Below are 20,498 nucleotides of genomic sequence, written 5' to 3' on the forward strand. Positions count from 1 at the left end.
CGTGCGACGATTGCTGTCGTTGTGAACCACACTGACGACAGGTCTCCGGACGCACCCCTCACCGTGCTGGCCGTCGACGACGAGAAACCCGCCCTCGACGAGCTGGCGTTCCTGCTGCGCGCCCAGGACGCCGTCGGCGACATCCGGACCGCGGGCGACGCCACCACGGCGTTGCGCATCCTCCGGGACGGCGACATCGACGCCGTCTTCCTCGACATCAACATGCCCGGACTCGACGGTCTCGAGCTGGCCGGGATCCTCGCGAACTTCGCGTCCCCGCCGCAGGTGGTGTTCGTGACCGCCCACGACGACCGGGCCGTCGCCGCCTTCGACCTCGGCGCCGTGGACTACCTCCTCAAACCGTTGCGCGAGGAGCGGCTGGCGGAGTCCGTGCGCCGCATCGTCGAGGGGCGTCGCAGGCGCATCGACGCCGGGCCTCCCGCCCCCACCGACGAGGTGATCCCCGTCGAACTCGGCGGCATCACCACCCTCGTGCACCGGTCCTCCGTCGAATGGGTCGAAGCGGACGGCGACTACGCGCGCCTGCACACCGCGGACGGCTCCCACCTCGTCCGCATCCCCATCTCGGCGCTGGAGACACGGTGGGCGGACGCCGGGTTCCTGCGGGTGCACCGCTCGTACCTCGTCGCGCTGCCGCGGGTCACGGGGATCCGGACCGTCGGCACGGGTCTGGTCGTGTGCCTCCGCGCCCACGGCGACCACCCGCCCGTCGAACTGCCGGTCAGCCGCAGGCACACCCGGATGCTCAAGGACCGGCTGGTCCGGGCGCCGAAACAGACGTGGACCGCGCGATGAGCTCGCCCGAGCGGGTGCGGGTCGTCCTCGCCCAGCGTCGCGGCGCGCGCATCGTCCGCACCCGCGTCGAGGTGCAGGAACAGACGGCGGTCGGGGACGCGATGATCCGCGGGCTCGTCCGCACCCAGCTCGTGCTCGCGATCCGGCTGGCGCTCCTCGCGGCGTGCCTGCTGTGCGCGGTGCCGCTCGTGATGTTCCTGTTCCCGGCGTTGTCGAACGTGTCGGTGCTGGGAATCCGGCTGCCGTGGGTGGTGCTCGGCGCGCTCGTGTACCCGGTGCTGCTCACCACCGGCTGGATCTACGTGCGGCAGGCCGAGCGCAACGAGCAGGAATTCACCGACCTGGTGGACGACTGAGCGTCCCGTGCCCACCGACCAACCCATTCCCTGGCTGACCCTGGCAGGTCTCGCGGCCGCCGCGGTCGCGACGGTGGCCATCGGCATCTACGGAGTGCGGTTGGCGCGCACCACCTCCGACTTCCTCGTCGCGTCCCGCAGCGTCGGACCGCGGTGGAACGCCGCCGCCATATCCGGCGAGTACCTGTCCGCCGCATCCTTTCTCGGCGTCGCAGGCCTGATCGCGAAATACGGCGCGGACGCCCTCTGGTACCCGATCGGATTCACCGCCGGCTACCTCGGGCTGCTGCTGTTCGTCGCCGCACCGCTGCGACGGTCCGGCGCCTACACGGTGCCCGACTTCGCCGAGTTCCGGCTCGGGTCGCGCCGGCTCCGCACCCTGTCGATGCTCGTCGTCGCCGCCGTCTGCGCCCTGTACCTCGTCCCGCAACTCCAGGGCGCAGGACTGACGCTGAACATCCTGCTCGGCGTGCCCAGCTGGGTCGGGGCCGTCGTCGTCGGGGTCATCGTCATCGCCAACGTCGTCGGCGGCGGCATGCGGTCCATCACGTTCGTCCAGGCCTTCCAGTACTGGCTGAAACTCACCGCGGTCGCGATCCCGGCGCTGGTGCTGTCGGTGTACTTCTTCGCCGACCACCACGAACTGGGCGCCGCCGCACCACCCACCGTCAGCGAGCAGACCACCGTCGACATCACCACCGACGTCGTCGTGCAGGTGTCGGAACCGGTGACTGTCGGCGGGTCGGGGACGATCGACGGCGTCGCGGCGACCGGCGACATCCGGCTCGAACCGGGCGAACACCACCTCGGCGAGGGCACCACGATGACCCTCGAAGCCGGGGCACCCGTTCCCGTGGTCGCGGGCGCACCCGCCGACAACTCCGACTGGATCGCCCCCGGCTGGGGATTCGGCGGCGACCACCCCATGTACCAGGTGTACTCGCTGATCCTCGCCACCTTCCTCGGCACCCTCGGGCTGCCGCACGTGCTGGTCCGGTTCTACACCAACCCCGACGGGCGGGCCGCCCGGCTGACGTCGCTGGCCGTGGTCGGGTTGCTCGGCGTCTTCTACCTGTTCCCGACACTGCTCGGGGTGTTCGCGCGGCTGTACGTGCCGCAACTGCTCATCACCGGCACGTCCGACGCCGCGGTCCTGCTGCTGCCCGGCTCCGTCTTCTCCGGGTGGGCCGGGCAACTCCTCGCCGCGCTGGTCGCGTCCGGTGCGATCGCCGCGTTCCTGTCCACGTCGTCCGGCCTGCTCGTCAGCATCGCCGGGGTCCTGAGCACCGACGTCCTGCGCGGCCGGATCCGGGACTTCCGGATCGCCGCCGTCCTGGCCGGGGCGGTGCCGCTGGCGCTGTCGCTGGCGGTGACGTCGCTGGACCTGTCGCGCACCGTGGGGCTGGTGTTCGCGGTCGCGGCGTCGACCCTCTGCCCGCTGCTCGTCCTCGGCATCTGGTGGCGTGGACTCACCGCCGTCGGGGCCGGTGCCGGGATGGTGACGGGCGGGCTCGTCGCCGGGTGCGCGGCCGGAGTGTCGGTGTTCGGCGGTCTCACCGTCGACGCCTGGAACGGCTGGCCCGCCGCGATGGTCGCCTACCCGGCGGCGGTCAGCGTCCCGCTGGCCTTCGTCACGATGGTGCTGGTCAGCAAGGTGACGAAGCGTCAGATACCCGTCGACCTCAGTCGGATCTTCACCCGCATGCACGCCCCCGAGCGGCTCGATGTGGGCTCCGACCGCGAGAGGGAGCTCCGCTCCCCGTGAGCCTTTTTGGTAGCTCCCGCAACCAGAAAGGCGCACGGGCGGCGGAGCCGCTTGTCGCGGCCGGGTGACCGCTCGCCGCACAGTCCGGCAGCTCGCCGTGTGACAGCCGCCACAGCCTGTTTCTGTGACTCACCTCTCACTAACGTCGGCACCCAGTTCACTTCACACGACCAAGGAGTCTGCAGTGACCACAGCCGACCTCAGTGAGGGCGCACCGCAGAAGCGGCGCACCCCTGATGCGCAAGCCTTCGTAGACATGCAGGCGAGCCCGGAGTTCCAGGAGTTGCGACACCGTCTGCGCAGTTTCGTCTTCCCGATGACGGCATTCTTCCTCGCCTGGTACGCGGCCTACGTCCTGCTGGCCACGTACGCCCCCGAGTTCATGGCCACCAAGGTGATCGGCAACGTCAACCTCGGCATCATCCTCGGTCTCGGCCAGTTCGTGACCACGTTCGTGATCACCGCGCTGTACGTGAAGTTCGCCAACCGGGAACTCGATCCCCGCTCCGCCGCGATCCGCGAAGAGCTGGAAGGACCGCTCAAGTGATCACCACACTCGCCGCAGCCACCGACGTCGGCAACCCGCTCCTCAACATCGCCATCTTCGTGGCGTTCGTCGTGATCACGATGACCATCGTGATCCGCGCGAGCCGCACCACCAAGAAGGCCTCGGACTTCTACACCGGCGGCGGCCAGTTCTCCGGACCGCAGAACGGCTTCGCCATCGCCGGCGACTACCTGTCGGCGGCGTCGTTCCTCGGCATCGCCGGCGCCATCGCGGTATACGGCTACGACGGCTTCCTGTACTCCGTCGGCTTCCTCGTCGCGTGGCTGGTGGCCCTGCTGCTGGTCGCGGAACTGCTGCGCAACACCGGCCGATTCACGATGGCCGACGTGCTGAGCTTCCGGCTCAAGCAGCGTCCCGTACGGATGGCGGCGGCGCTGTCCACTCTGGTGGTCTCGCTGTTCTACCTGCTTGCGCAGATGGCGGGCGCGGGCGGGCTCGTCGCGCTGCTGCTGAACATCGACGGCAAGGTCGGTCAGGCAATCGTCGTCGCGGTCGTCGGTGTGCTGATGATCGTCTACGTACTGGTCGGTGGCATGAAGGGCACCACCTACGTGCAGATGGTCAAGGCGGTGCTGCTGGTCGCGGGCGCAGGCGTCATGTTCTTCCTCGTGCTGTTCGCGGTGCGCGGCAACTTCTCCCAGCTGCTCGCCGACGCCCAGGCGACGGTCGCCGGCTCCACGAACGAGGCGATCGCAGGTCGCGACATCCTCGCGCCCGGCGCCAAATACGGCATCAGTTCGATGAGCAAGCTCGACTTCATCTCGCTCGGCATCGCGCTGGTCCTCGGCACCGCCGGCCTGCCGCACGTCCTGATGCGGTTCTACACCGTCCCCACCGCCAAGGAAGCCCGCCGCTCGGTCACCTGGGCGATCGGACTGATCGGCGCGTTCTACCTGTTCACGCTCGTCCTCGGCTACGGCGCCGCCAAGATGGTCGGCCCCGATGTCATCCTCGCCGCACCCGGCAAGGAGAACGCGGCGGCACCGCTGCTCGCGTTCGAACTGGGCGGCACCATCTTCCTCGCGATCATCTCCGCGGTGGCGTTCGCGACCATCCTCGCGGTAGTGGCGGGGCTGGCGATCACGGCGTCCGCGTCGTTCGCTCACGACATCTACGCCAGCGTCATCAAGCGCGGACATGCGTCGGAGGAGTCCCAGGTGCGGGTCTCCCGGATCACGGTCGTCGTGATCGGCCTCGTGTCGATCGTCCTCGGCATCCTCGCCATGGGCCAGAACATCGCATTCCTGGTGGCGCTCGCCTTCGCGGTGGCCGCGTCGGCCAACCTGCCGACGCTGCTGTACTCGCTGTTCTGGAAGAAGTTCAACACCACCGGCGCCCTGTTCAGCATCTACGGCGGCCTGATCAGCTGCCTCCTGCTGATCGTGTTCTCCCCGGCCGTGTCCGGTAAGCCGTCGTCGATGTTCCCGACCGCCGACTTCGACTTCTTCCCGCTCGCCAACCCGGGCATCGTCTCCATCCCGCTGGCGTTCGTGCTCGGCATCGCCGGTACCTACATCGGTCGCGGCAAGGCGGAGGATCCCGCCAAGCAGGCCGAGATGGAGGTCCGCTCGCTCACCGGTGTCGGTGTGGAGAAGGCCGTCTCGCACTAGGGCCTTCGGCCCCGTGAGTACTTGTTAACCGCCCGCGGTTAACAAGTACTCACGGGCCGTTAGGCTGCCCCAATGGCGAAACTCACGGTCAAGACCGACGTTCCCCTCAGCCCCCAGGACACCTGGGACAAGGCCTCGAATCTGCGGGACTTCGACAAGTGGTTCGTGGTCCACGACGGCTGGCGCGGCGAACTGCCCGAGACACTCACGGCCGGAACCGAGATCAGTTCCGTCGTCACGGTGAAGGGGCTCCGCAATCGGGTGAAGTGGACGATCAAGGAGTACGACGCCCCTCACCGCATCGTTCTGAAGGGTGACGGCAAGGGTGGCGTGAAGCTCGGACTGGTGCTCGACGTCCAGGCGAAGGGCGGCGCGTCCGAGGTGGCGTTCACCATCGAACTCGGTGGTGCACCGCTGTTCGGACCGATCGGCTCGGGTGTCGCGAAGGCGTTGAAGGGCGACATCGAGAAGTCCCTGCAGACATTCGTCGAGCTGTACGCCTGATCAATCGAGGACGTGCGCGCCGCCGGTGTCGGTGATCCACTCGGCGGCAAGGGCGTCCAGCGTCCCGTCGGCGTAGAGCGAATCGACGGCCGCCGAGACGCACGCGGTGAGCGGACTGTTCTTCTCCAGTACGAGGCCGAAGAATTCGGTGACGGCGTTCGGGCGCGGGAACTGCCCGACGAGGACACTGTCCTTCACTTCGTTGGCGGTGATCTGAAATCCGGTCGGGATGTCCACCACGAGCGCGTCGATGGTGCCCGCGGCCAGGGCGGCCTTGGCGTCGTCGGTGGTGGTGAAACTGACCGGCGCCTGGCGGGGCTGCACGGTCTGGGTGATGGCGTCGAAACTCGTGGATCCCACCTGCGCCCCGAGGCGGAACGGCGCGAGGTCGGCCAGCGACTTGGCTCGCGCCGCGGGAGAGTTCTTCAGCGCCAGCACCGACTGCGTGACGGCGTAATAGGGCGAACTGAAATCGACCGTCTCACGCCGGGTGTCGACGATCGTGAACTGGTCGATCGCGAAATCGAAGTTCTTCTCGCCGGGCGCCAGCGCGTCGTTGAACCCGACGGTCTCGAACTGCACCTGGTCCGGACTGTATCCGAGCTTTTCGACCACTTCCCGCGCCACGGCGCCCTCGTAGCCCTTGCCGTTGGACGGGTCGCCGTCGACGAACCACGGCCGGTACGACGGGCTGTCGGTGGCGATGGTGACGACGCCGTCGTGCGTGGTGACCCCGCTCCCCGGGGCGCAGTCGCCGACCGCCCGCGTGGACGGAAGTTTGGTGAACGCTTCGGGAATCGACGAGGCTTCGGCCCGGGCGTCGACCTCCGACGGGGTGTCGGTGGAGCAGGATCCGGCGAGCAATGTCAGTGCAGCGGATATGGCGGCGACGGCTGTCTTAGGTCCTCGGTGCACCCCGTCATCTTGCCTGCCGGGTAGCGATCCGGCCAGCGAAGCGGCCGCGCGGCGCACAATATGTATGTATTGGCGGAGGGAGGTGCGCGTGGTCACGGCGGGAACTCGGCAACTGACGGTCGACGGACATCGCCTGTCCCTGACCAACCTCGGCAAGGTCCTCTACCCGGAGTCGGGCACGACGAAGGGCGAGGTCATCGACTATTACACGCGGATCGCGCCCGCCATGCTCCCGCACGTCGTGGACCGTCCCGCCACCCGCAAACGCTGGCCCAACGGGGTGGACAGCGAGCCGTTCTTCGAGAAGAACCTCGCGGCCTCCGCACCGGGGTGGCTGGAGCGCCGTGCACTCGCGCACTCGGACCGTTCCGTGCACTACCCGCTGCTGAACTCGGTCGCCGCCCTCGTGTGGGCGGGACAGCAGGCCGCACTCGAACTGCACGTGCCGCAGTGGCGGTTCGACGGCTCACATCGAGGTCCGGCGACCCGCATCGTCTTCGATCTCGACCCCGGCCCCGGGGTGGGACTCGCTGAATGTGCGGAGGTGGCACGGGCCGTGCGCGACCTGGTCGCGAACCTCGGATGGACGGCGTACCCGGTCACCAGTGGCAGCAAGGGCATTCACCTGTACGTGCCGCTGGACCGGAAGCTGGACGGTTCGGGCGCGTCGACCGTCGCGAAGCAGGTGGCGACGGGACTGGAGAAACTGCGCCCCGAACTCGTCACCGCCACCATGGCCAAGGCGGTGCGCGCGGGCAAGGTATTCGTCGACTGGAGCCAGAACAATCCGTCCAAGACCACCATCGCCCCGTACTCGCTGCGCGGGCGGTCCCAGCCGTACGTCGCGGCGCCGCGCAGCTGGGACGAACTCGACGACCCCGACCTACGACAGCTGCGGTTCGAGGAGGTGCTCGAACGGTGGGAGTCGGACGGCGACCTGCTCGCCGGACTCGATCCGCCGCTCGAGGACGACGCCGCCCTCGCCGAGTACCGCCGCAAGCGTGATCCCGGGCGGACACCGGAGCCGATGCCGGACACGGTGCGGCCGGGGGAGGGCAACAGTTTCGTCATCCAGGAACATCACGCGCGGCGTCTCCACTACGACCTGCGGCTCGAACGGGACGGGGTTCTCGTGTCGTGGGCGGTGCCGAAGAACGTGCCGACGACGACGGGGGAGAATCGCCTGGCCGTGCACACCGAGGACCATCCGCTCGAATACCTCACGTTCTCCGGGAGCATCCCGAAGGGCGAGTACGGGGGCGGTCAGATGACGATCTGGGACACGGGGACGTACGACACCGAGAAGTGGCGGGACGACGAGGTGATCGTCCAGTTGCACGGTGAGCAGGTGGAGGGCCGGTTCGCGCTGATCCGCACGAAGGGCGACCAGTGGCTGATGCACCTGATGAAGGACCAGACCCCGGGCGGGTCGCGGTCGTCGGAGCTGCCGCGCGGGTTGTCGCCGATGCTCGCGAGCCCCGGCACCCTCGACGGCCTCGACGCCGACGAGTGGGCGTTCGAGGGGAAGTGGGACGGCATCAGGGTGATCGCCGAGATCAGTGGCGGCGAGCTGAAGATGACGAGCCGCGCGGGCAACGACAAGACCCAGGACTATGCGCAATTGGGTTGGCTGGCAGACTCTCTCGAAGACCACGAGGTGGTACTCGACGGCGAAGTGGTCGCGTTCGACGAGCGGGGTGTCGCGAACTTCGGTCTGCTGCAGCAGGGCAACGAGCCGCACTTCCTCGCGTTCGACGTGCTGTACCTCGACGGAGTGTCGTTGCTGCGCAAGAAGTACACCGATCGGCGCCGCGTCCTCGAAGCGCTGGCGGCCAAGGTGGACGACCTGGTGGTTCCGCCACAACTGCACGGGTCCGCGCAGGAAGCCCTGGACGAGAGCCGCGGCAAGGGGTGGGAAGGTGTGGTGGCCAAACGCCGCGAATCCGTGTACCTGCCGGGCAAGCGGGGGTCGAGCTGGATCAAGGTGAAGAACTGGCGCACACAGGAAGCCGTGATCGGCGGGTGGCGCCGCGGTCAGGGCGGGCGGTCCAGCGGGATCGGCTCGGTGCTGCTCGGCGTCCCCGAAGACGACGGGCTGCGCTACATCGGGCGCGTCGGGACCGGGTTCAGCGAACGGGATCTGCAGGAACTCGCCTCCACCCTGGGACCGCTCGAAACCGACACCAGCCCGTTTGTCGAAGACCTGCCCACCGCCGACCGCAAGGGTGCCGTGTGGGTGACCCCCACCCTCGTCGCGGAGGTGCGGTTCATGGATTGGACCGGCTCGCGAAGACTGCGGCACCCCAGCTGGCGTGGGCTCAGGGACGACAAGTCACCCGGAGACGTCGAGGTGGAGTCCTAATACCGCCAGGGGGCCGGCTCGAACGGGTCCACCGCCGCGGTGTCGAACGATCCGGGCGATTCCTGCGTCGGGGTGTTCAGCGCCGGGGGAGTGAAGACCGGGAGGGGTGTGGACTCCGTGTCCACGTCACGGTGCTGTTCGGTGACACTCACGTCGGCGGCCGGAGGCGCAGTTCCGCCTGCCACCGCGATCCCGGCCGCGCCGACGACGGAGAGGACGAACGCCGCGCCTGCGCCGATCGCGATGCGGGTCTGGATGTGGGACATGGTGTGAAATTCCTCCGGTGATCTAGGGACCAACGACGGTTCCGCCGTCGACGGGGCCGACTCCGCCGGGCGACTGCGGGGCAGCGGGCGGGGCAGGCTTCGGGCCGCCGCCGACGGGGAACGGATCGGTTTCGGGTTCGAGCACGCCCGGCTCGACCTGGCCAGGACCTTCGAACGGACCCTTCGGCGGGCGAACGGGGTCGACCACGACGGGCGGATCGACGACCACGGGCGGGTCTGCGACGACGGGCGGGTCTGCGACGACGGGCGGCTGGGCGATGGGCTGCTGGGCAACCGGCTGCTGGGCGATCGGTGCTCGGACGATGGGCGGTGCCGCCACGATGGGCGGAACGACACCCGGTCCCGGTGCGAGCGTTTCGGTGTCGACCGAATCGCCGGGCTCCGCCGAGTACCCGGGGTCCATTGGTTCTACGGAGTAGCCGGGGTCTGCGACGACGATCCGACTCGGGGCCGGTGCGATCGCCGGAGCCGGTTGCTGCTGCGAGACGGCGCCCTCCGAGCTCGGGGTCGGAGCCCCCTCGGTATGTCCACCGGCAAGAACGATCACTGCGGCTCCTGCGACGGAGAACGTGAGGGCGGCGGTTGCGCCGATCGCGATGCGGGCTGCGGTGTGGACGATGGGGTACCTCCGATGGATTGGGGTGTCTAGCTGGGCCGATAGACCAACCTTGCGCCGGACGGGAGACTTTCGACAGGCACCCCAGGGTGCGCATCTCTCACCCCGCCGCGGAACCGCGGGCAAACCTGCACAGAATCTTCACAGGCTCTGACCGGGATCCACACGTGCGCGCAATACAGTCGGGGAATGAGCCAGCGAAGAGTGCTCGTCGTCGACGACGAGGCGACGATCTGCGAGGCGGTCGCGGCGCGGTTGCGTGCGGAAGGCTTCGATGTCGTGACGGCGTCCGACGGTCCTGCCGCTGTCGCGGTGTGTGAGGCCTCGTCGCCCGACGTGCTGGTGCTGGACGTGATGCTGCCGGGTTTCGACGGTCTCGAGGTCTGCCGGCGCGTCCAGACGTCGCGGCCCGTGCCGGTGCTGATGCTCACCGCGCGCGCCGACGAGACCGACATGCTGATCGGGCTCGGCGTGGGCGCCGACGACTACCTGAGCAAACCGTTCAGCATGCGGGTGCTGGTGGCGCGGGTGCACGCACTGCTGCGACGGGCCGATCGCGCCCACGAGACCGTGCCCGCCGAACCGGCTGGACTGGCGGTCGGCGACCTCGAGGTGGACCTCGTCGAGCGTCGCGTCCGGCGCGGAGCCGACGAAATTCATCTGACACGAACAGAATTCGACCTGCTCGCCTATTTCGCTTCCCGGCCGCGGGCGGCGATTGCCCGGGAATCGCTTCTCGCCGAGGTATGGGGGTGGGGCGACGGCGCGGGTAGCCGGACCGTCGACAGTCACGTGAAGGCACTGCGCCGAAAACTCGGCGGCGACCTGATCCGCACCGTGCACGGCGTCGGCTACGCCCTGGACGTGCAGCGATGACAGCGGGCCGGATCCTGGACAGGATGCCCCGACCTCTCGACCCGCTGCGCTCGTTCAAGGTGAAGACCGGTCTTCTCGTCGTCGCCGCGCTGTTCTTCGCTTCACTGACGTTCTGGGTCACCGCCCGCTGGCCGTTCCGGTACGCACGGCTCCTGGCGTTGCTGGTGTCGTTGGCCGTGACCCAGATCCTCGCGCACGGCATGACGTCTCCGCTCCGGTCGATGACGGCCGCCGCCCGTGCGATGGCGACCGGCGACTATTCGCGCCGCGTGCGGTCGACGTCGCGGGACGAGATCGGGGAACTGGCCCGCGCGTTCAACCAGATGGCCGAGGATCTCGAGGCCGCCGACCGGTATCGCCGCGAATTGATCGGCAACGTGTCGCACGAACTGCGCACCCCGATCTCCGCTCTGCAGGCACTGCTCGAGAATGTCGTCGACGGCGTGGAGGAGCCCGACCCGGCCCGGATGCGGGTGGCGCTCGATCAGACCGAGCGGCTCGGCCGCCTCGTCGCCGAATTGCTGGACCTGTCGAGGGTGGAAGGCGGTGCGGTGCAACTCGAGCGGGAGATCTTCCCGGTCCGCGAGTTCCTCGACGACGTAGTGCGGCAGTCGGAGGACCCCCGGCGGGTGACCGTCGACGTTCAGCCGCCGCACCTGCGCGCCGACGCGGACACCGCACGACTGCACCAGGTGGTGGCGAACCTCGTGGACAACGCGTTCCGGCACGGCCCCGCCAGGACCGAGGTGGTGGTCCGTGCCCGGCCGGACGCCGGCGGCGTGGTTCTCGAAGTGGAGGACGACGGCCCCGGTATCGCACCCGGCGAGCGGTCCCGGGTGTTCGAGCGGTTCACCCGCGGCGGCTCCACCGACGGCGGGACCGGACTCGGCCTCGCCATCGCCCGCTGGGCGGTGGATCTCCACGACGGCCACATCGAGGTTCTCGACACGGCCGAGGGCTGCTGCATCCGGGTGAGTCTGCCCGCCGCCTGACCACAGCTTCACAACCGGGACGCGACGTCCCGCGATGACGCCTGCCTTCATCCGGCAGCGATAACCAGGGAGGGAATTATGACCATCGCACCCCCGCAACCCGCAGCGCCCACCCGACGCGACTTCTGGCCGAGACGGGCCTGGCGCCGCGATCGGACGTCGATCGCGCCGCGCCCGATCGTTCTCGCGGCAGTGGCGACGGGCGTCGTCGCGGCCCTGACCCTGCAGGTCACGGTGGTCGGTCTCGGGTACGTCCTGACCGGTGCCGCGGTGGCGGCCGCCGTGTTCGCGACGCGCAGAACGATGCCGACAGCCGCGCAGGCCGCTGCGATCCTCGGCGCCCTCGCGCTGCTGGCGGTGCTCAGTGTGCGCGGTGCCGGGTGGCTCGCCGCGGTCTGTGTGGCGCTGAGCTGGGTAGTCGGATCGTTCGCCCTCGTCGGCGGACGCACGTGGACGGGGCTGGCCGCAGGGTCGTTCGCGTTGTGGTTCACCCCGCTGCGGGTGGTGCGGTGGACGCGCCGGGGCGCACGACGGTGGCACGCGACCGGGACGGTGCCGGTGGGCCGGGTGTTCGGGGTCGCCGCCGTGACCGCCATACTGCTGCTGGTGTTCGGTTCGCTGTTCGCCGGCGCGGACGCGGGTTTCGCCGCACTGCTCGGCCGGGCCGCACCGACCGTCCACGTGTCGAATCCGTTCGGGCGGTTCGTGCTCGGCGTTCTGGTGTGCGGCGGGACCCTGGGCGCCGCGTACCTGCTGCGGCGCACACCCCGCGTCGACGCGCTGGCCCCGCGGCCGGGGCACCCGGTTGCCCGGTGGGAGTGGGCGATTCCGCTGGCCCTGCTGGATCTGCTGTTCCTCGGATTCGTCGCGGTGCAGCTGACGGTGCTGTTCGGGGGGAACACGCACGTGCTGACCACGGCGGACCTGACGTACGCCGAATATGCGCGACAGGGTTTCTGGCAGTTGCTGGCGGTGACCGCGCTGACACTGCTGGTGATCGCGGTCGCGGTGCGGAAGGCGTCGCGGGTGGAGGTCGCGGACCGGGTGCTCGTGCGGGTGCTGCTCGGACTGCTGTGCGGTTTGTCGCTCGTCGTCGTCGCGTCGGCGATCCACCGGATGTCGTTGTACGAGAGCCAGTACGGGTACACGCGGCTGCGGGTGACGGTCCTGGTGACGGAACTGTGGCTGGGCTTGGTTTTCGTGCTGCTGATCGCGGCGGGCGTGCGGTTGTCGGGGCGGTGGCTGCCGCGCGCCGTCCTGGCCTCCGCGGTGGGCGGCGTGCTGCTGGTCGCCGCGATCGACCCGGACGCATACGTTGCCAGGAAGAACGTGGAGCGGTTCGGCGACACCGGGCGAATCGACGTGAGCTACCTCGGTTCGCTGTCCGTCGACGCCGTCCCCGCCCTCGATCGGCTGCCCGAACCGAAACGGTCCTGCGCCCTGTACCGACTCGACCGGGAAGTCAGGGGCGACTCGGAGTGGTACGAGTACAACGCGGCCCGCAGTCGCGCGAAGGAACTGCTGGCCGCGCATCCCGTCGGCTCGTGTGAGCGGTCGGGCTCGTAGCCGAGACGCCGCGCGCTGTTTGCCCACCGATTCGCTGGAATCATGCGCAATTGCGCGGGAATCCGACCAATCCGTGTGCGGCTGTGGCGAGTACGGCCCGGGAGCGGCTAACCGACCGGCTCGGGCACCCGCGTCTGCGCGATCCACCGTCCGCGTTGCCGGTGGATCTCGATGGGGTGGTCGAAGCATTCGCTGATGGTGGCGGTGGTGAGGACGTCCGCCACGTCACCCTGTGCGATCACGCGGCCGTCGCGGATGAGGACGGCGTGGGTCGTGGTGGTGGGGATTTCCTCGAGGTGGTGGGTGACGAGGATGCTGGCGAGGCTCGGGTAGCGTTCGCGCAGTTCGTCGAGTGCGGTGAGGAGTTGTTCGCGCGCCGCGAGATCGAGTCCGGTGGCGGGCTCGTCGAGCAGGAGGAGTTGCGGTTCCGCCATCAGGGCCCGTGCGATGAGGGCGCGGCCGCGCTCACCCTGGGAAAGGTTGGGCCACAGGGCGTCCGAGTGCTTCTGCATGCCGAGGGAGGCGATCAGTTCGTCGGCGCGGGCGATCTGCTCCGCGGACGGCGACCATCGCGGCACGAAATCGGGTGTGTTGGTGAGGCCGGTGAGCACGACGTCGCGCACCGCCAGGGGCGCGTCGATCCGGTATCGCGGGTTCACGTGCCCGATGTGGGCGCGCAACTCGCGCATGTCGACCCGGCCCAGCTGGTGGCCGAGGACGCGGACGGTGCCGCGCGTCGGGTGCGCGACCGCGCCGAGCATGCTCAGCATCGTGCTCTTACCTGCGCCGTTCGCGCCGAGCAGCACCCAGTGCTGCCCGCGTTCGATGCGGAGGCTGATGTCGCTGAGCAGATACCGTCCGCTCCGCACGAGGTCGACGTGCTCGATGCTGACGACCGAATCCGGAGTGGTCACTGATTTCCGCCTTTCCGCAGAATCGACATGGTCGGGTCGAGGTTGGCGGCGGTGGCGGCGACGGCCGCCGCGGCGTCGCCGGCTTCCAGTGCGCGCACCAGATCGTCGTGGGCGCAGCTGGTGTCGGGCCGCCCCGGTTCGTGGTCGACGAGTTCGGCCAGCGCGTCGACGAGGAGCGGCCGGATCGAATCGAACAGGGCGGACAGGATCGAGTTGCCTGCGATCTCCAGGATCGCGGCGTGGAAGTCGAGGTCGGCCGCGACGAACACGGCGGTCGACGCGGTGGTGCTGTCATGCCGGGTGGACAGCTGCTCTCGAAGCCGCCGGAGGTCCTCGGGGCGCACGCGTTCCGCGGCGAGCCGGGCGGCCTCGATCTCGAGGGCGCGCCGCACCTCGTACACCTCGAGCAGGCGGGCACGGCGCAGCAGCTTCCCGAGTCCCGCACCGCTCGTGGGGGGCTGTGCGACGAACGTGCCGACGCCGTGCCGCACGTCGAGCAGACCGTCGCGGGCGAGCAGCCGAACGGCCTCGCGGACGGAGGACCGGCCGACGCCCAGTTCGGTGGCCAGTTCGGCCTCACTGGGGATGCGGCTGCCGAGTGTCCACTCGCCGTCCCGGATCCGGGCGGTGAGGAGTTCCTCGAGTTGGGGGACCAGCGGTCCGCTGCGGAGGGTGGGACGTCCGGCCATGCGCCGACGCTAGCACAGTCCTCAGACGTCTGAGGACTCCCCCGGGCCTAAGGTGAGTCCGGGAAGAACCACCGCAGCAGAGGAGAGGTGCACAATGGCCGTCGCCACCGCAGACCGTGTCACGAGGGAAGAGTTGCTCGACTTCGTCCGCCCGCGCCATCGCAGCGTGCTGATCACCCGGAAACGCTCGGGCGGCCTGCAGATCTCCCCGGTCACGTCGGGACTCGACTCGGAGGGCCGGATCGTCGTCTCCACCTACCCGCAGCGCGCCAAGGCCGCGAACGTGCGGCACGACCCCGCCGTGAGCGTGTGCGTGCTGTCCGACGAGTTCAACGGCGCCTACGTGCAGATCGACGGCACCGCCGAGGTCCTCGACCTGCCCGACGCGCTCGAACCGCTGGTGGAGTACTTCCGCGGCATCTCCGGCGAGCATCCCGACTGGGACGAGTACCGGGACGCCATGCGGAAGCAGAACAAGAGCCTCATCCGGATCACCATCGACGAGTGGGGACCCATCGCGACCGGTGGTTTCCCTCCGGGCACCGATCGCGGATAGGTCCCGTCGCCGCACTCCGGTTCGTTAGCAATCACTGTGCTATTTTGCTAACGACCCAGTCGCGAAGGAGACCGCCATGACCACCCCCACCCCGAATCCCAAGTCCACCAACGCGAAGACGGAGGCCAAGTCCGTCGGCTCGCAGTTCGTCGACGCCGCCAAGAAGGCAGGCAACCTGTCGCTGGACACATACGAGAAGGCTCTCGACAGCAGCCTCGACTTCCACACCAACCTCGCCGACGCGAGCAGCTTCGAGTGGATCGGTACCGTCACCCGCGCCCAGGCCACGCTCGTGCGGGAGGTCAGCGCCGCGGCGACGTCCGCGGCCCGTGAACTGCTGAAGTAAGCCGCGATCCCGAGCGCCCACGGCCGTTCCCCCGACGGACGCCGTGGGCGATCGCCGTCCGGTCCATCCCCACGCTCATGACATGTCGTATCGTCGACGGCGTCGCCACGGTTGAAAGCGAGAATCCGTCGACGGCGGGGGACCTGTCAGTCGGCGACGCCTGAGTCGTCGCCCGCCGCCGGCCGTCCCCGCTTGCGCTTGCCGCGGGTGACCTCACGGAACGTCTCGTACATCTCCACGAGGGCCTTGCGCTGTGCGTTGGTCAGGTCGGGGTCCTGATCGATCGCGGTGACGACCCCGGACACGGCTCGAGGTTCGTTCCGGAGCTGCCCGAGCAGCATGTCGGTCGACATCTGCAGATGCTCGGCGATCGCGTCGAGCACCCGCTCGCTCGGCTCGCGGAGGTTGCGCTCGATCTGGGAGAGATATGGATTGGAGATGCCGACCATCGCGGCGAACTGCCGCATCGGGAGCTCGGCCAGCTCCCGCTGTCGCCTGATCAGTTCCCCCAGAGTGCGATAGCGTGCTTCCTCGTCGACCACTCCATCAGGTTAACCGGCGAGGAATCGAAGCAGCATCTCCGCGATGCACACCGGACGGCTTCCGCCCTCCACGTCGAAGGTGAGGGCGATGGTGGCCTGATATCCGCCGGTGCACGGCTCGACAGCCACGAGGTCTGCGACCGCGCTCAGCATCGAATCCACCGGAACGGGTGCCGGAAACCGCACCTTGTTCAGCCCGTAGTTGACGACCTGGTCGCAGTCGGACACCTCGAAGATCTCCCACAGCAGGGGGACCGCGAGCGAGAGCGTGAGGTACCCGTGCGCGATCGTGGTGCCGAACGGGCCGGTCCGCGCACGATCGTGGTCGACGTGAATCCACTGACGGTCGTCCGTGGCCTCGGCGAAGGTGTCGATGCGATCCTGCGTGACCACCATCGTCCCGGACGAACCCAGCCGGGTACCGACCAACGCCGGCAGCTCCGCCATCGTGACACTGCGTGCCGGTGTGTGGGTGGTGGCACCCGCTGCCGAAGTGGATGTGTTCATGGATCCCCGTCGATGAATGGGTGAATTTCTTCCGGCTCACCCGCGGAGATCGGACAGTAACGCACACGCCGGCTTCGCGCGAATTGATCCCACACTCTTTCCCGTGCCCGCACGGTGTCGCATGCCTGCGGACCGCGACGCCAAAACAGTTACCGCTGACGGAATTTCGATCAAGAATTTGGCTCGTGTTTCCATTTTCGACATATGTCCCAAGAATGTCGAAGATGATCTTGCTCGAAATTTTTCATTACGCGCGGGTAACTATTTTTGGTGTTTATGATCCGGTCTACGCCGGACGAATCCCCGCGACGGGGTGACAGGTCCAGGTGCAGACAGAGGAGAACCGTTGACCAAGACAGCGGAGACGAAGGTGGCACTCGTGACACCCGATGCCACCCCCGATGGACAGGACCGCGCCGGCGGGTTCGGCGTGCGGAGCGCGGTGAGCGCGGTGGCGGGTGCCTTCGGGCAGGGCCGGGTGGTCCTCGACGAGTCCCTTCGCCTCGGGCGCGAACTGACGAAGATCGCGGTGGGCCGCTCGGAGGTGGCTCCGCACGGCGGCGATCGGCGGTTCACCGACCAGGCGTGGACGAGCAATCCCCTCTACCACCGCGTGCAACAGACCTACCTTGCTTCCGTCGACGCGATCGACGGCGTCGTCGAGGAGTGGGGCCGACGGGTCGACCACCGTCGCGCGCAGGAAGCGGCGTTCGTGTCGGCCGTCCTCACCAGCGCGCTCGCGCCGACGAACTACTTGCCCACCAACCCGGCGGCCGTGAAGGAGGCATTCGACACCGGCGGCATGAGCCTGGTGCGCGGCGCCCGCAACTACGTGTCCGACCTGCGCCGTAACGGTGGGATGCCGCAGATGGTCGATCCTGATGCCTTCACCGTCGGCGTCGATCTGGCCGTGACGCCGGGAGCCGTCGTCGCCCGCGACGAGGTCGCCGAGGTGTTGCAATACACGCCGACCACGGAGACCGTGTACGAGCGGCCGGTGCTCGTGGTGCCGCCGCCGATCGGCCGCTTCTACTTCCTCGACCTGCGTCCCGGACGCAGCTTCGTCGAGCACGCGGTGTCCCGGGGTCTGCGGACGTTCATGCTGGCGTGGCGTAATCCGCAAGCAGAACAGGGCGATTGGGATCTCGATACATACGCGCAACGCGTGTCGGACGCGATCGACGAGGTCCGGGAGATCACCGGCAGCGACGACGTCAACGTGATCGGGTTCTGCGCCGGCGGCCTCATCACCACCGCCCTGCTCAACCATCTCGCAGCCACCGGGGACACCCGCGTGCACAGCATGTCGTACGCCGTGACGATGCTCGATTTCGCGGACCCGGCGGGGCTCGCGGCGTTCTCGGGACCGAGTCTGCTGAAGTTGGTGAAGAGTCGGTCCCGGCGGAACGGCATCATCTCCGCCCGCGACATGGGTAGTGCCTTCACCTGGATGCGCCCGAACGATCTCGTCTTCAACTACGTGGTCAACAACTACCTCATGGGACGCACGCCACCGGCCTTCGACATCCTCGCCTGGAACGCCGACGGCACCAACCTGCCCGGGGCCCTGCACGTCGAGTTCCTCGACATCTTCGAGGACAACTCCCTCGCAACGCCGGGAGCGATGACGTCGCTCGGCACACCCGTCGACCTCGGCAGGATCACCGTGCCCACCTTCGTCTCCGGCGCGATCGCCGACCACCTCACGTCGTGGAAGAACTGCTATCGCACAACCCAGCTGCTGTCGGGCGACAGCAAGTTCGTGCTCAGCTTCTCCGGGCACATCGCCAGCCTCGTCAACCCGCCCGGCAACCCGAAGTCTCACTACTGGGAAGGCGGCGAGCCGGGATCCGATCCCGAGGCGTGGCTCGATGCGGCGACGAGGAAGACCGGCAGCTGGTGGGAACCGTGGGCCGACTGGGTCTCCGAGCGGGCCGGCGAGCGAATCGCCGCCAGCACACGTCTGGGCAGCGACGAGCACACCGTCCTGGGCGACGCACCCGGTCTCTACGTGCGCGATCTGCTTCCCTCGCAGGTCGGGGAACACGTGGGACGTAACTAACCGTCCGATTAGGCCGCTGTTCGAGCACCCGCTCAGTGGTCGAACGGCGGTTCGGACGATCATGGCGCGAGAGGACACCTGACGTGAATACCAACGTGGTCCAGTTGCTGCTGTTGCTCGCCGGTGCACTCGGCGGCACCGGCGCTCTGCAGGCACTACTCGCGCGGCGGTCCGAGCATGCGTTCGGCGATCACGTTGAGCTGCACCTTGGTGGTGCCGCCGTAGATGGTGGTGGCGCGGCCGGCGATCAACAGCTCCATCGCCTTGTCGCTCGGCCCCCCGGGGTGGCACATAGGCCTCCATCTTCTGGCTCAGCGCCACCCGCTCGCCGGCCAGCGTCGTGCGCGCCACGTTCCAGCCGTCGTTCATGTTCCTGACCACGTTCGCGTAGGGGATGAACACGTCGTCGAGGAAGACCTCGTTGAACAGGACCGACCCGGTCATCTCGCGCAGCGGCCCGACGGTCACGCCCGGCGTCGACATGTCCAGCGATGCCCATGTGCGCGCACTTGTGCTCGACACCCTGGAACTGGCCGATCGGACGCCCGAACTGCACGCGGGTTTTCGCGTACTCGGACGCGGTGGACACGCACCAGGACATCACGCCGAGCGCCTCCGCGCCGAGAATGACGGTGGCCACGGACCGGACGCGCTACTCGGTGAGCCCGTCGAGGATCCGATCGGCGCCCACCCGGACGCCGGCGACCGTGATCCGTGCCGAACCGCGGAGCACGTCGGTGCTGTCCTGTAGCGTGACGGTGACGTTGGCGGAATCGACTACGGCCCAGCGGACGTCGGCGTCGGGATGACGAAATTCGAGTGCCCATTGCGGATCCCCGAGTCCGGAAAAATATGTGTACGACACCCTGTCTCACCAAAGTATGTGAGACATCCTGTCCAGTCAACAGTCGGATGGGTAACGTATGGGCGATGCCGGACAAAGTGGAAACCGCCGCGTCGCCCCAGGGTGACGGCCGCGCCACGCGCTGGGAGGACCACAAGGCGGAACGCCGCAGCCGGATTCTCGACGCCGCGATGGAGGCCATCAACGAGGACGGCCCCGACGTGGGCGTCCAGCAGATCGCGAACTGCGCCGACGTGCCGCGGTCGGTGGTCTACCGGATCTTCACCGATCGCGGCGACCTCGACGAGCAGTTGCGCGGCCGTATCATCGAACGGCTGATGGCGGACCTCGCGCCCACGTTGACGCCCGAGGGGACCGTCGGCGAGGCGATCGCGCGCGCGGTCGAGACGTATCTGCGGTGGATCGTGGAATTCCCGCGACTCCACCAGTTCCTCGGCACCGGGTCGCCGAGCAGGCGCACCACCGGCTCGCGCGTGGTGACGGGCACGAAGACCGCGATCGCGCTCCAGCTGTCGGGCCTGCTCGCGACGGTCCTCGACGCGGTCGCCGGCAACTCCGACCTGGCCGAGTCGCTGGCCTTCGGGTTGGTGGGACTCGTCGACGCCAGCGTCAACCGGTGGCTGAGCAACCCGCAGTCGGCGCTCGGCAGCGACGACCTCGCCGAGTTCCTGGAGGTGTCGATCTGGCAAGTGCTGCACGGCAATCTGACGCGGATCGGCGTGACCATCGACCCGTCGACCCCGGTGTCGGAACTGCAGTAGGCGGACGGGTGTGGCCAGCTACC

22 protein-coding genes and 2 pseudogenes are annotated in these 20,498 nt (G+C 68.5%); 14 read left to right on the forward strand and 10 right to left on the reverse strand.

From position 1 onward, the window contains the following. Positions 1 to 21 precede the first annotated feature (21 nt). From JWS14_RS27770 to JWS14_RS27795, 6 genes are all read left to right on the forward strand, one after another. Complete coding sequence (locus JWS14_RS27770) at positions 22 to 816, forward strand: LytR/AlgR family response regulator transcription factor (RefSeq protein ID WP_072944731.1); 795 nt, start codon at positions 22 to 24, stop codon at positions 814 to 816. Further along, positions 813 to 1,172 (forward strand): cofactor assembly of complex C subunit B, encoded by a 360-nt coding sequence (locus JWS14_RS27775; protein WP_072944889.1) that lies wholly within the window; start codon positions 813 to 815, stop codon positions 1,170 to 1,172. Before JWS14_RS27770 ends, JWS14_RS27775 begins: the two co-directional genes overlap by 4 nt. Positions 1,173 to 1,179: 7 nt before the next feature. Next, positions 1,180 to 2,937: a sodium/solute symporter gene (locus JWS14_RS27780; protein ID WP_072944729.1), complete on the forward strand. Its 1,758-nt coding sequence runs from the start codon at positions 1,180 to 1,182 to the stop codon at positions 2,935 to 2,937. A gap of 184 nt (positions 2,938 to 3,121) precedes the next feature. Next, positions 3,122 to 3,484, forward strand: a complete 363-nt coding sequence (locus tag JWS14_RS27785) for a DUF485 domain-containing protein (RefSeq protein WP_072944727.1) — start codon at positions 3,122 to 3,124, stop codon at positions 3,482 to 3,484. Further along, a complete protein-coding gene (locus JWS14_RS27790) occupies positions 3,481 to 5,115 on the forward strand; it encodes a solute symporter family protein (RefSeq protein WP_072944725.1) in 1,635 nt (544 codons plus the stop codon). The genes JWS14_RS27785 and JWS14_RS27790 overlap by 4 nt, the downstream gene beginning before the upstream one ends. A 72-nt stretch (positions 5,116 to 5,187) precedes the next feature. Next, on the forward strand, positions 5,188 to 5,619 hold the full coding sequence (locus JWS14_RS27795; RefSeq protein WP_072944723.1) for a type II toxin-antitoxin system Rv0910 family toxin: 432 nt from the start codon (positions 5,188 to 5,190) through the stop codon (positions 5,617 to 5,619). On the opposite strand, the gene JWS14_RS27800 is transcribed toward JWS14_RS27795, so the two are convergent. Continuing rightward, a complete protein-coding gene (locus JWS14_RS27800; protein ID WP_072944721.1) occupies positions 5,620 to 6,534 on the reverse strand; it encodes an ABC transporter substrate-binding protein in 915 nt (304 codons plus the stop codon). It lies immediately after the preceding gene. An 88-nt stretch (positions 6,535 to 6,622) separates the two neighbouring features. On the opposite strand from JWS14_RS27800, the gene JWS14_RS27805 reads away from it, so the two are divergent. Further along, the gene (locus JWS14_RS27805; RefSeq protein WP_476748560.1) at positions 6,623 to 8,896 is read left to right on the forward strand and encodes an ATP-dependent DNA ligase; all 2,274 of its coding nucleotides are present in this window, start codon (positions 6,623 to 6,625) and stop codon (positions 8,894 to 8,896) included. Here JWS14_RS27805 and JWS14_RS27810 read toward each other — a convergent pair. Next, on the reverse strand, positions 8,893 to 9,162 hold the full coding sequence (locus tag JWS14_RS27810; protein WP_072944717.1) for a hypothetical protein: 270 nt from the start codon (positions 9,160 to 9,162) through the stop codon (positions 8,893 to 8,895). The two genes, JWS14_RS27805 and JWS14_RS27810, sit on opposite strands and share 4 nt — an antisense overlap. Positions 9,163 to 9,184: 22 nt before the next feature. Then, entirely contained in the window at positions 9,185 to 9,730 is a 546-nt protein-coding gene (locus tag JWS14_RS27815) for a hypothetical protein (protein WP_206014857.1), read from the reverse strand. Positions 9,731 to 9,988: 258 nt separating this feature from the next. Here JWS14_RS27815 and JWS14_RS27820 point away from each other — a divergent pair, with 258 nt between their 5' ends. The 3 genes from JWS14_RS27820 (at position 9,989) to JWS14_RS27830 (ending at position 13,233) form a co-directional block, all read left to right on the forward strand. After that, on the forward strand, positions 9,989 to 10,675 hold the full coding sequence (locus tag JWS14_RS27820) for a response regulator transcription factor (RefSeq protein ID WP_206014858.1): 687 nt from the start codon (positions 9,989 to 9,991) through the stop codon (positions 10,673 to 10,675). Further along, entirely contained in the window at positions 10,672 to 11,667 is a 996-nt protein-coding gene (locus JWS14_RS27825) for a HAMP domain-containing sensor histidine kinase (RefSeq protein ID WP_206014859.1), read from the forward strand. The genes JWS14_RS27820 and JWS14_RS27825 overlap by 4 nt, the downstream gene beginning before the upstream one ends. Before the next feature lie 78 nt (positions 11,668 to 11,745). After that, positions 11,746 to 13,233 carry a DUF4153 domain-containing protein gene (locus JWS14_RS27830; RefSeq protein WP_206014860.1) on the forward strand — a complete coding sequence of 496 codons (1,488 nt, stop codon included), beginning with the start codon at positions 11,746 to 11,748 and terminating at the stop codon, positions 13,231 to 13,233. A gap of 107 nt (positions 13,234 to 13,340) precedes the next feature. Here the strand turns inward: JWS14_RS27830 and JWS14_RS27835 are convergent, their stop codons facing one another. After that, the gene (locus JWS14_RS27835; RefSeq protein ID WP_072944709.1) at positions 13,341 to 14,147 is read right to left on the reverse strand and encodes an ABC transporter ATP-binding protein; all 807 of its coding nucleotides are present in this window, start codon (positions 14,145 to 14,147) and stop codon (positions 13,341 to 13,343) included. After that, positions 14,144 to 14,836 (reverse strand): FadR/GntR family transcriptional regulator, encoded by a 693-nt coding sequence (locus JWS14_RS27840; protein ID WP_072944707.1) that lies wholly within the window; start codon positions 14,834 to 14,836, stop codon positions 14,144 to 14,146. Before JWS14_RS27840 ends, JWS14_RS27835 begins: the two co-directional genes overlap by 4 nt. 94 nt (positions 14,837 to 14,930) lie before the next feature. Between JWS14_RS27840 and JWS14_RS27845 the strand changes: the two genes are divergently transcribed. Both JWS14_RS27845 and JWS14_RS27850 read left to right on the forward strand, forming a co-directional pair. Beyond that, on the forward strand, positions 14,931 to 15,392 hold the full coding sequence (locus tag JWS14_RS27845; RefSeq protein WP_072944705.1) for a PPOX class F420-dependent oxidoreductase: 462 nt from the start codon (positions 14,931 to 14,933) through the stop codon (positions 15,390 to 15,392). A gap of 76 nt (positions 15,393 to 15,468) precedes the next feature. After that, a complete protein-coding gene (locus tag JWS14_RS27850; protein ID WP_072944703.1) occupies positions 15,469 to 15,738 on the forward strand; it encodes a hypothetical protein in 270 nt (89 codons plus the stop codon). A gap of 146 nt (positions 15,739 to 15,884) precedes the next feature. Here the strand turns inward: JWS14_RS27850 and JWS14_RS27855 are convergent, their stop codons facing one another. Together JWS14_RS27855 and JWS14_RS27860 are read right to left on the reverse strand one after the other, a co-directional pair. Then, entirely contained in the window at positions 15,885 to 16,280 is a 396-nt protein-coding gene (locus JWS14_RS27855; RefSeq protein ID WP_072944701.1) for a helix-turn-helix domain-containing protein, read from the reverse strand. A 9-nt stretch (positions 16,281 to 16,289) separates the two neighbouring features. Then, entirely contained in the window at positions 16,290 to 16,787 is a 498-nt protein-coding gene (locus JWS14_RS27860; protein ID WP_072944699.1) for a MaoC family dehydratase, read from the reverse strand. Positions 16,788 to 17,133: 346 nt separating this feature from the next. On the opposite strand from JWS14_RS27860, the gene JWS14_RS27865 reads away from it, so the two are divergent. Then, a complete protein-coding gene (locus JWS14_RS27865; RefSeq protein WP_241031479.1) occupies positions 17,134 to 18,849 on the forward strand; it encodes a PHA/PHB synthase family protein in 1,716 nt (571 codons plus the stop codon). A 155-nt stretch (positions 18,850 to 19,004) separates the two neighbouring features. Here JWS14_RS27865 and JWS14_RS52230 read toward each other — a convergent pair. From JWS14_RS52230 to JWS14_RS51800, 3 genes and pseudogenes are all read right to left on the reverse strand, one after another. Beyond that, a pseudogene (locus tag JWS14_RS52230) lies at positions 19,005 to 19,338 on the reverse strand (hypothetical protein); the annotation flags it as partial. Between the two features lie 61 nt (positions 19,339 to 19,399). Then, a pseudogene (locus JWS14_RS52235) lies at positions 19,400 to 19,450 on the reverse strand (hypothetical protein); the annotation flags it as partial. A 51-nt stretch (positions 19,451 to 19,501) separates the two neighbouring features. Beyond that, positions 19,502 to 19,714, reverse strand: coding sequence for a hypothetical protein (locus JWS14_RS51800; protein WP_072944694.1), 213 nt, complete (start codon positions 19,712 to 19,714; stop codon positions 19,502 to 19,504). Between the two features lie 65 nt (positions 19,715 to 19,779). On the opposite strand from JWS14_RS51800, the gene JWS14_RS27875 reads away from it, so the two are divergent. Then, positions 19,780 to 20,475 (forward strand): TetR/AcrR family transcriptional regulator, encoded by a 696-nt coding sequence (locus JWS14_RS27875; protein WP_072944693.1) that lies wholly within the window; start codon positions 19,780 to 19,782, stop codon positions 20,473 to 20,475. The last annotated feature ends 23 nt before the right edge of the window (positions 20,476 to 20,498 follow it).

This window comes from Rhodococcus koreensis, assembly GCF_017068375.1.
In the GTDB taxonomy this organism is placed as follows: Bacteria; Actinomycetota; Actinomycetes; order Mycobacteriales; family Mycobacteriaceae; genus Rhodococcus_F; species Rhodococcus_F koreensis.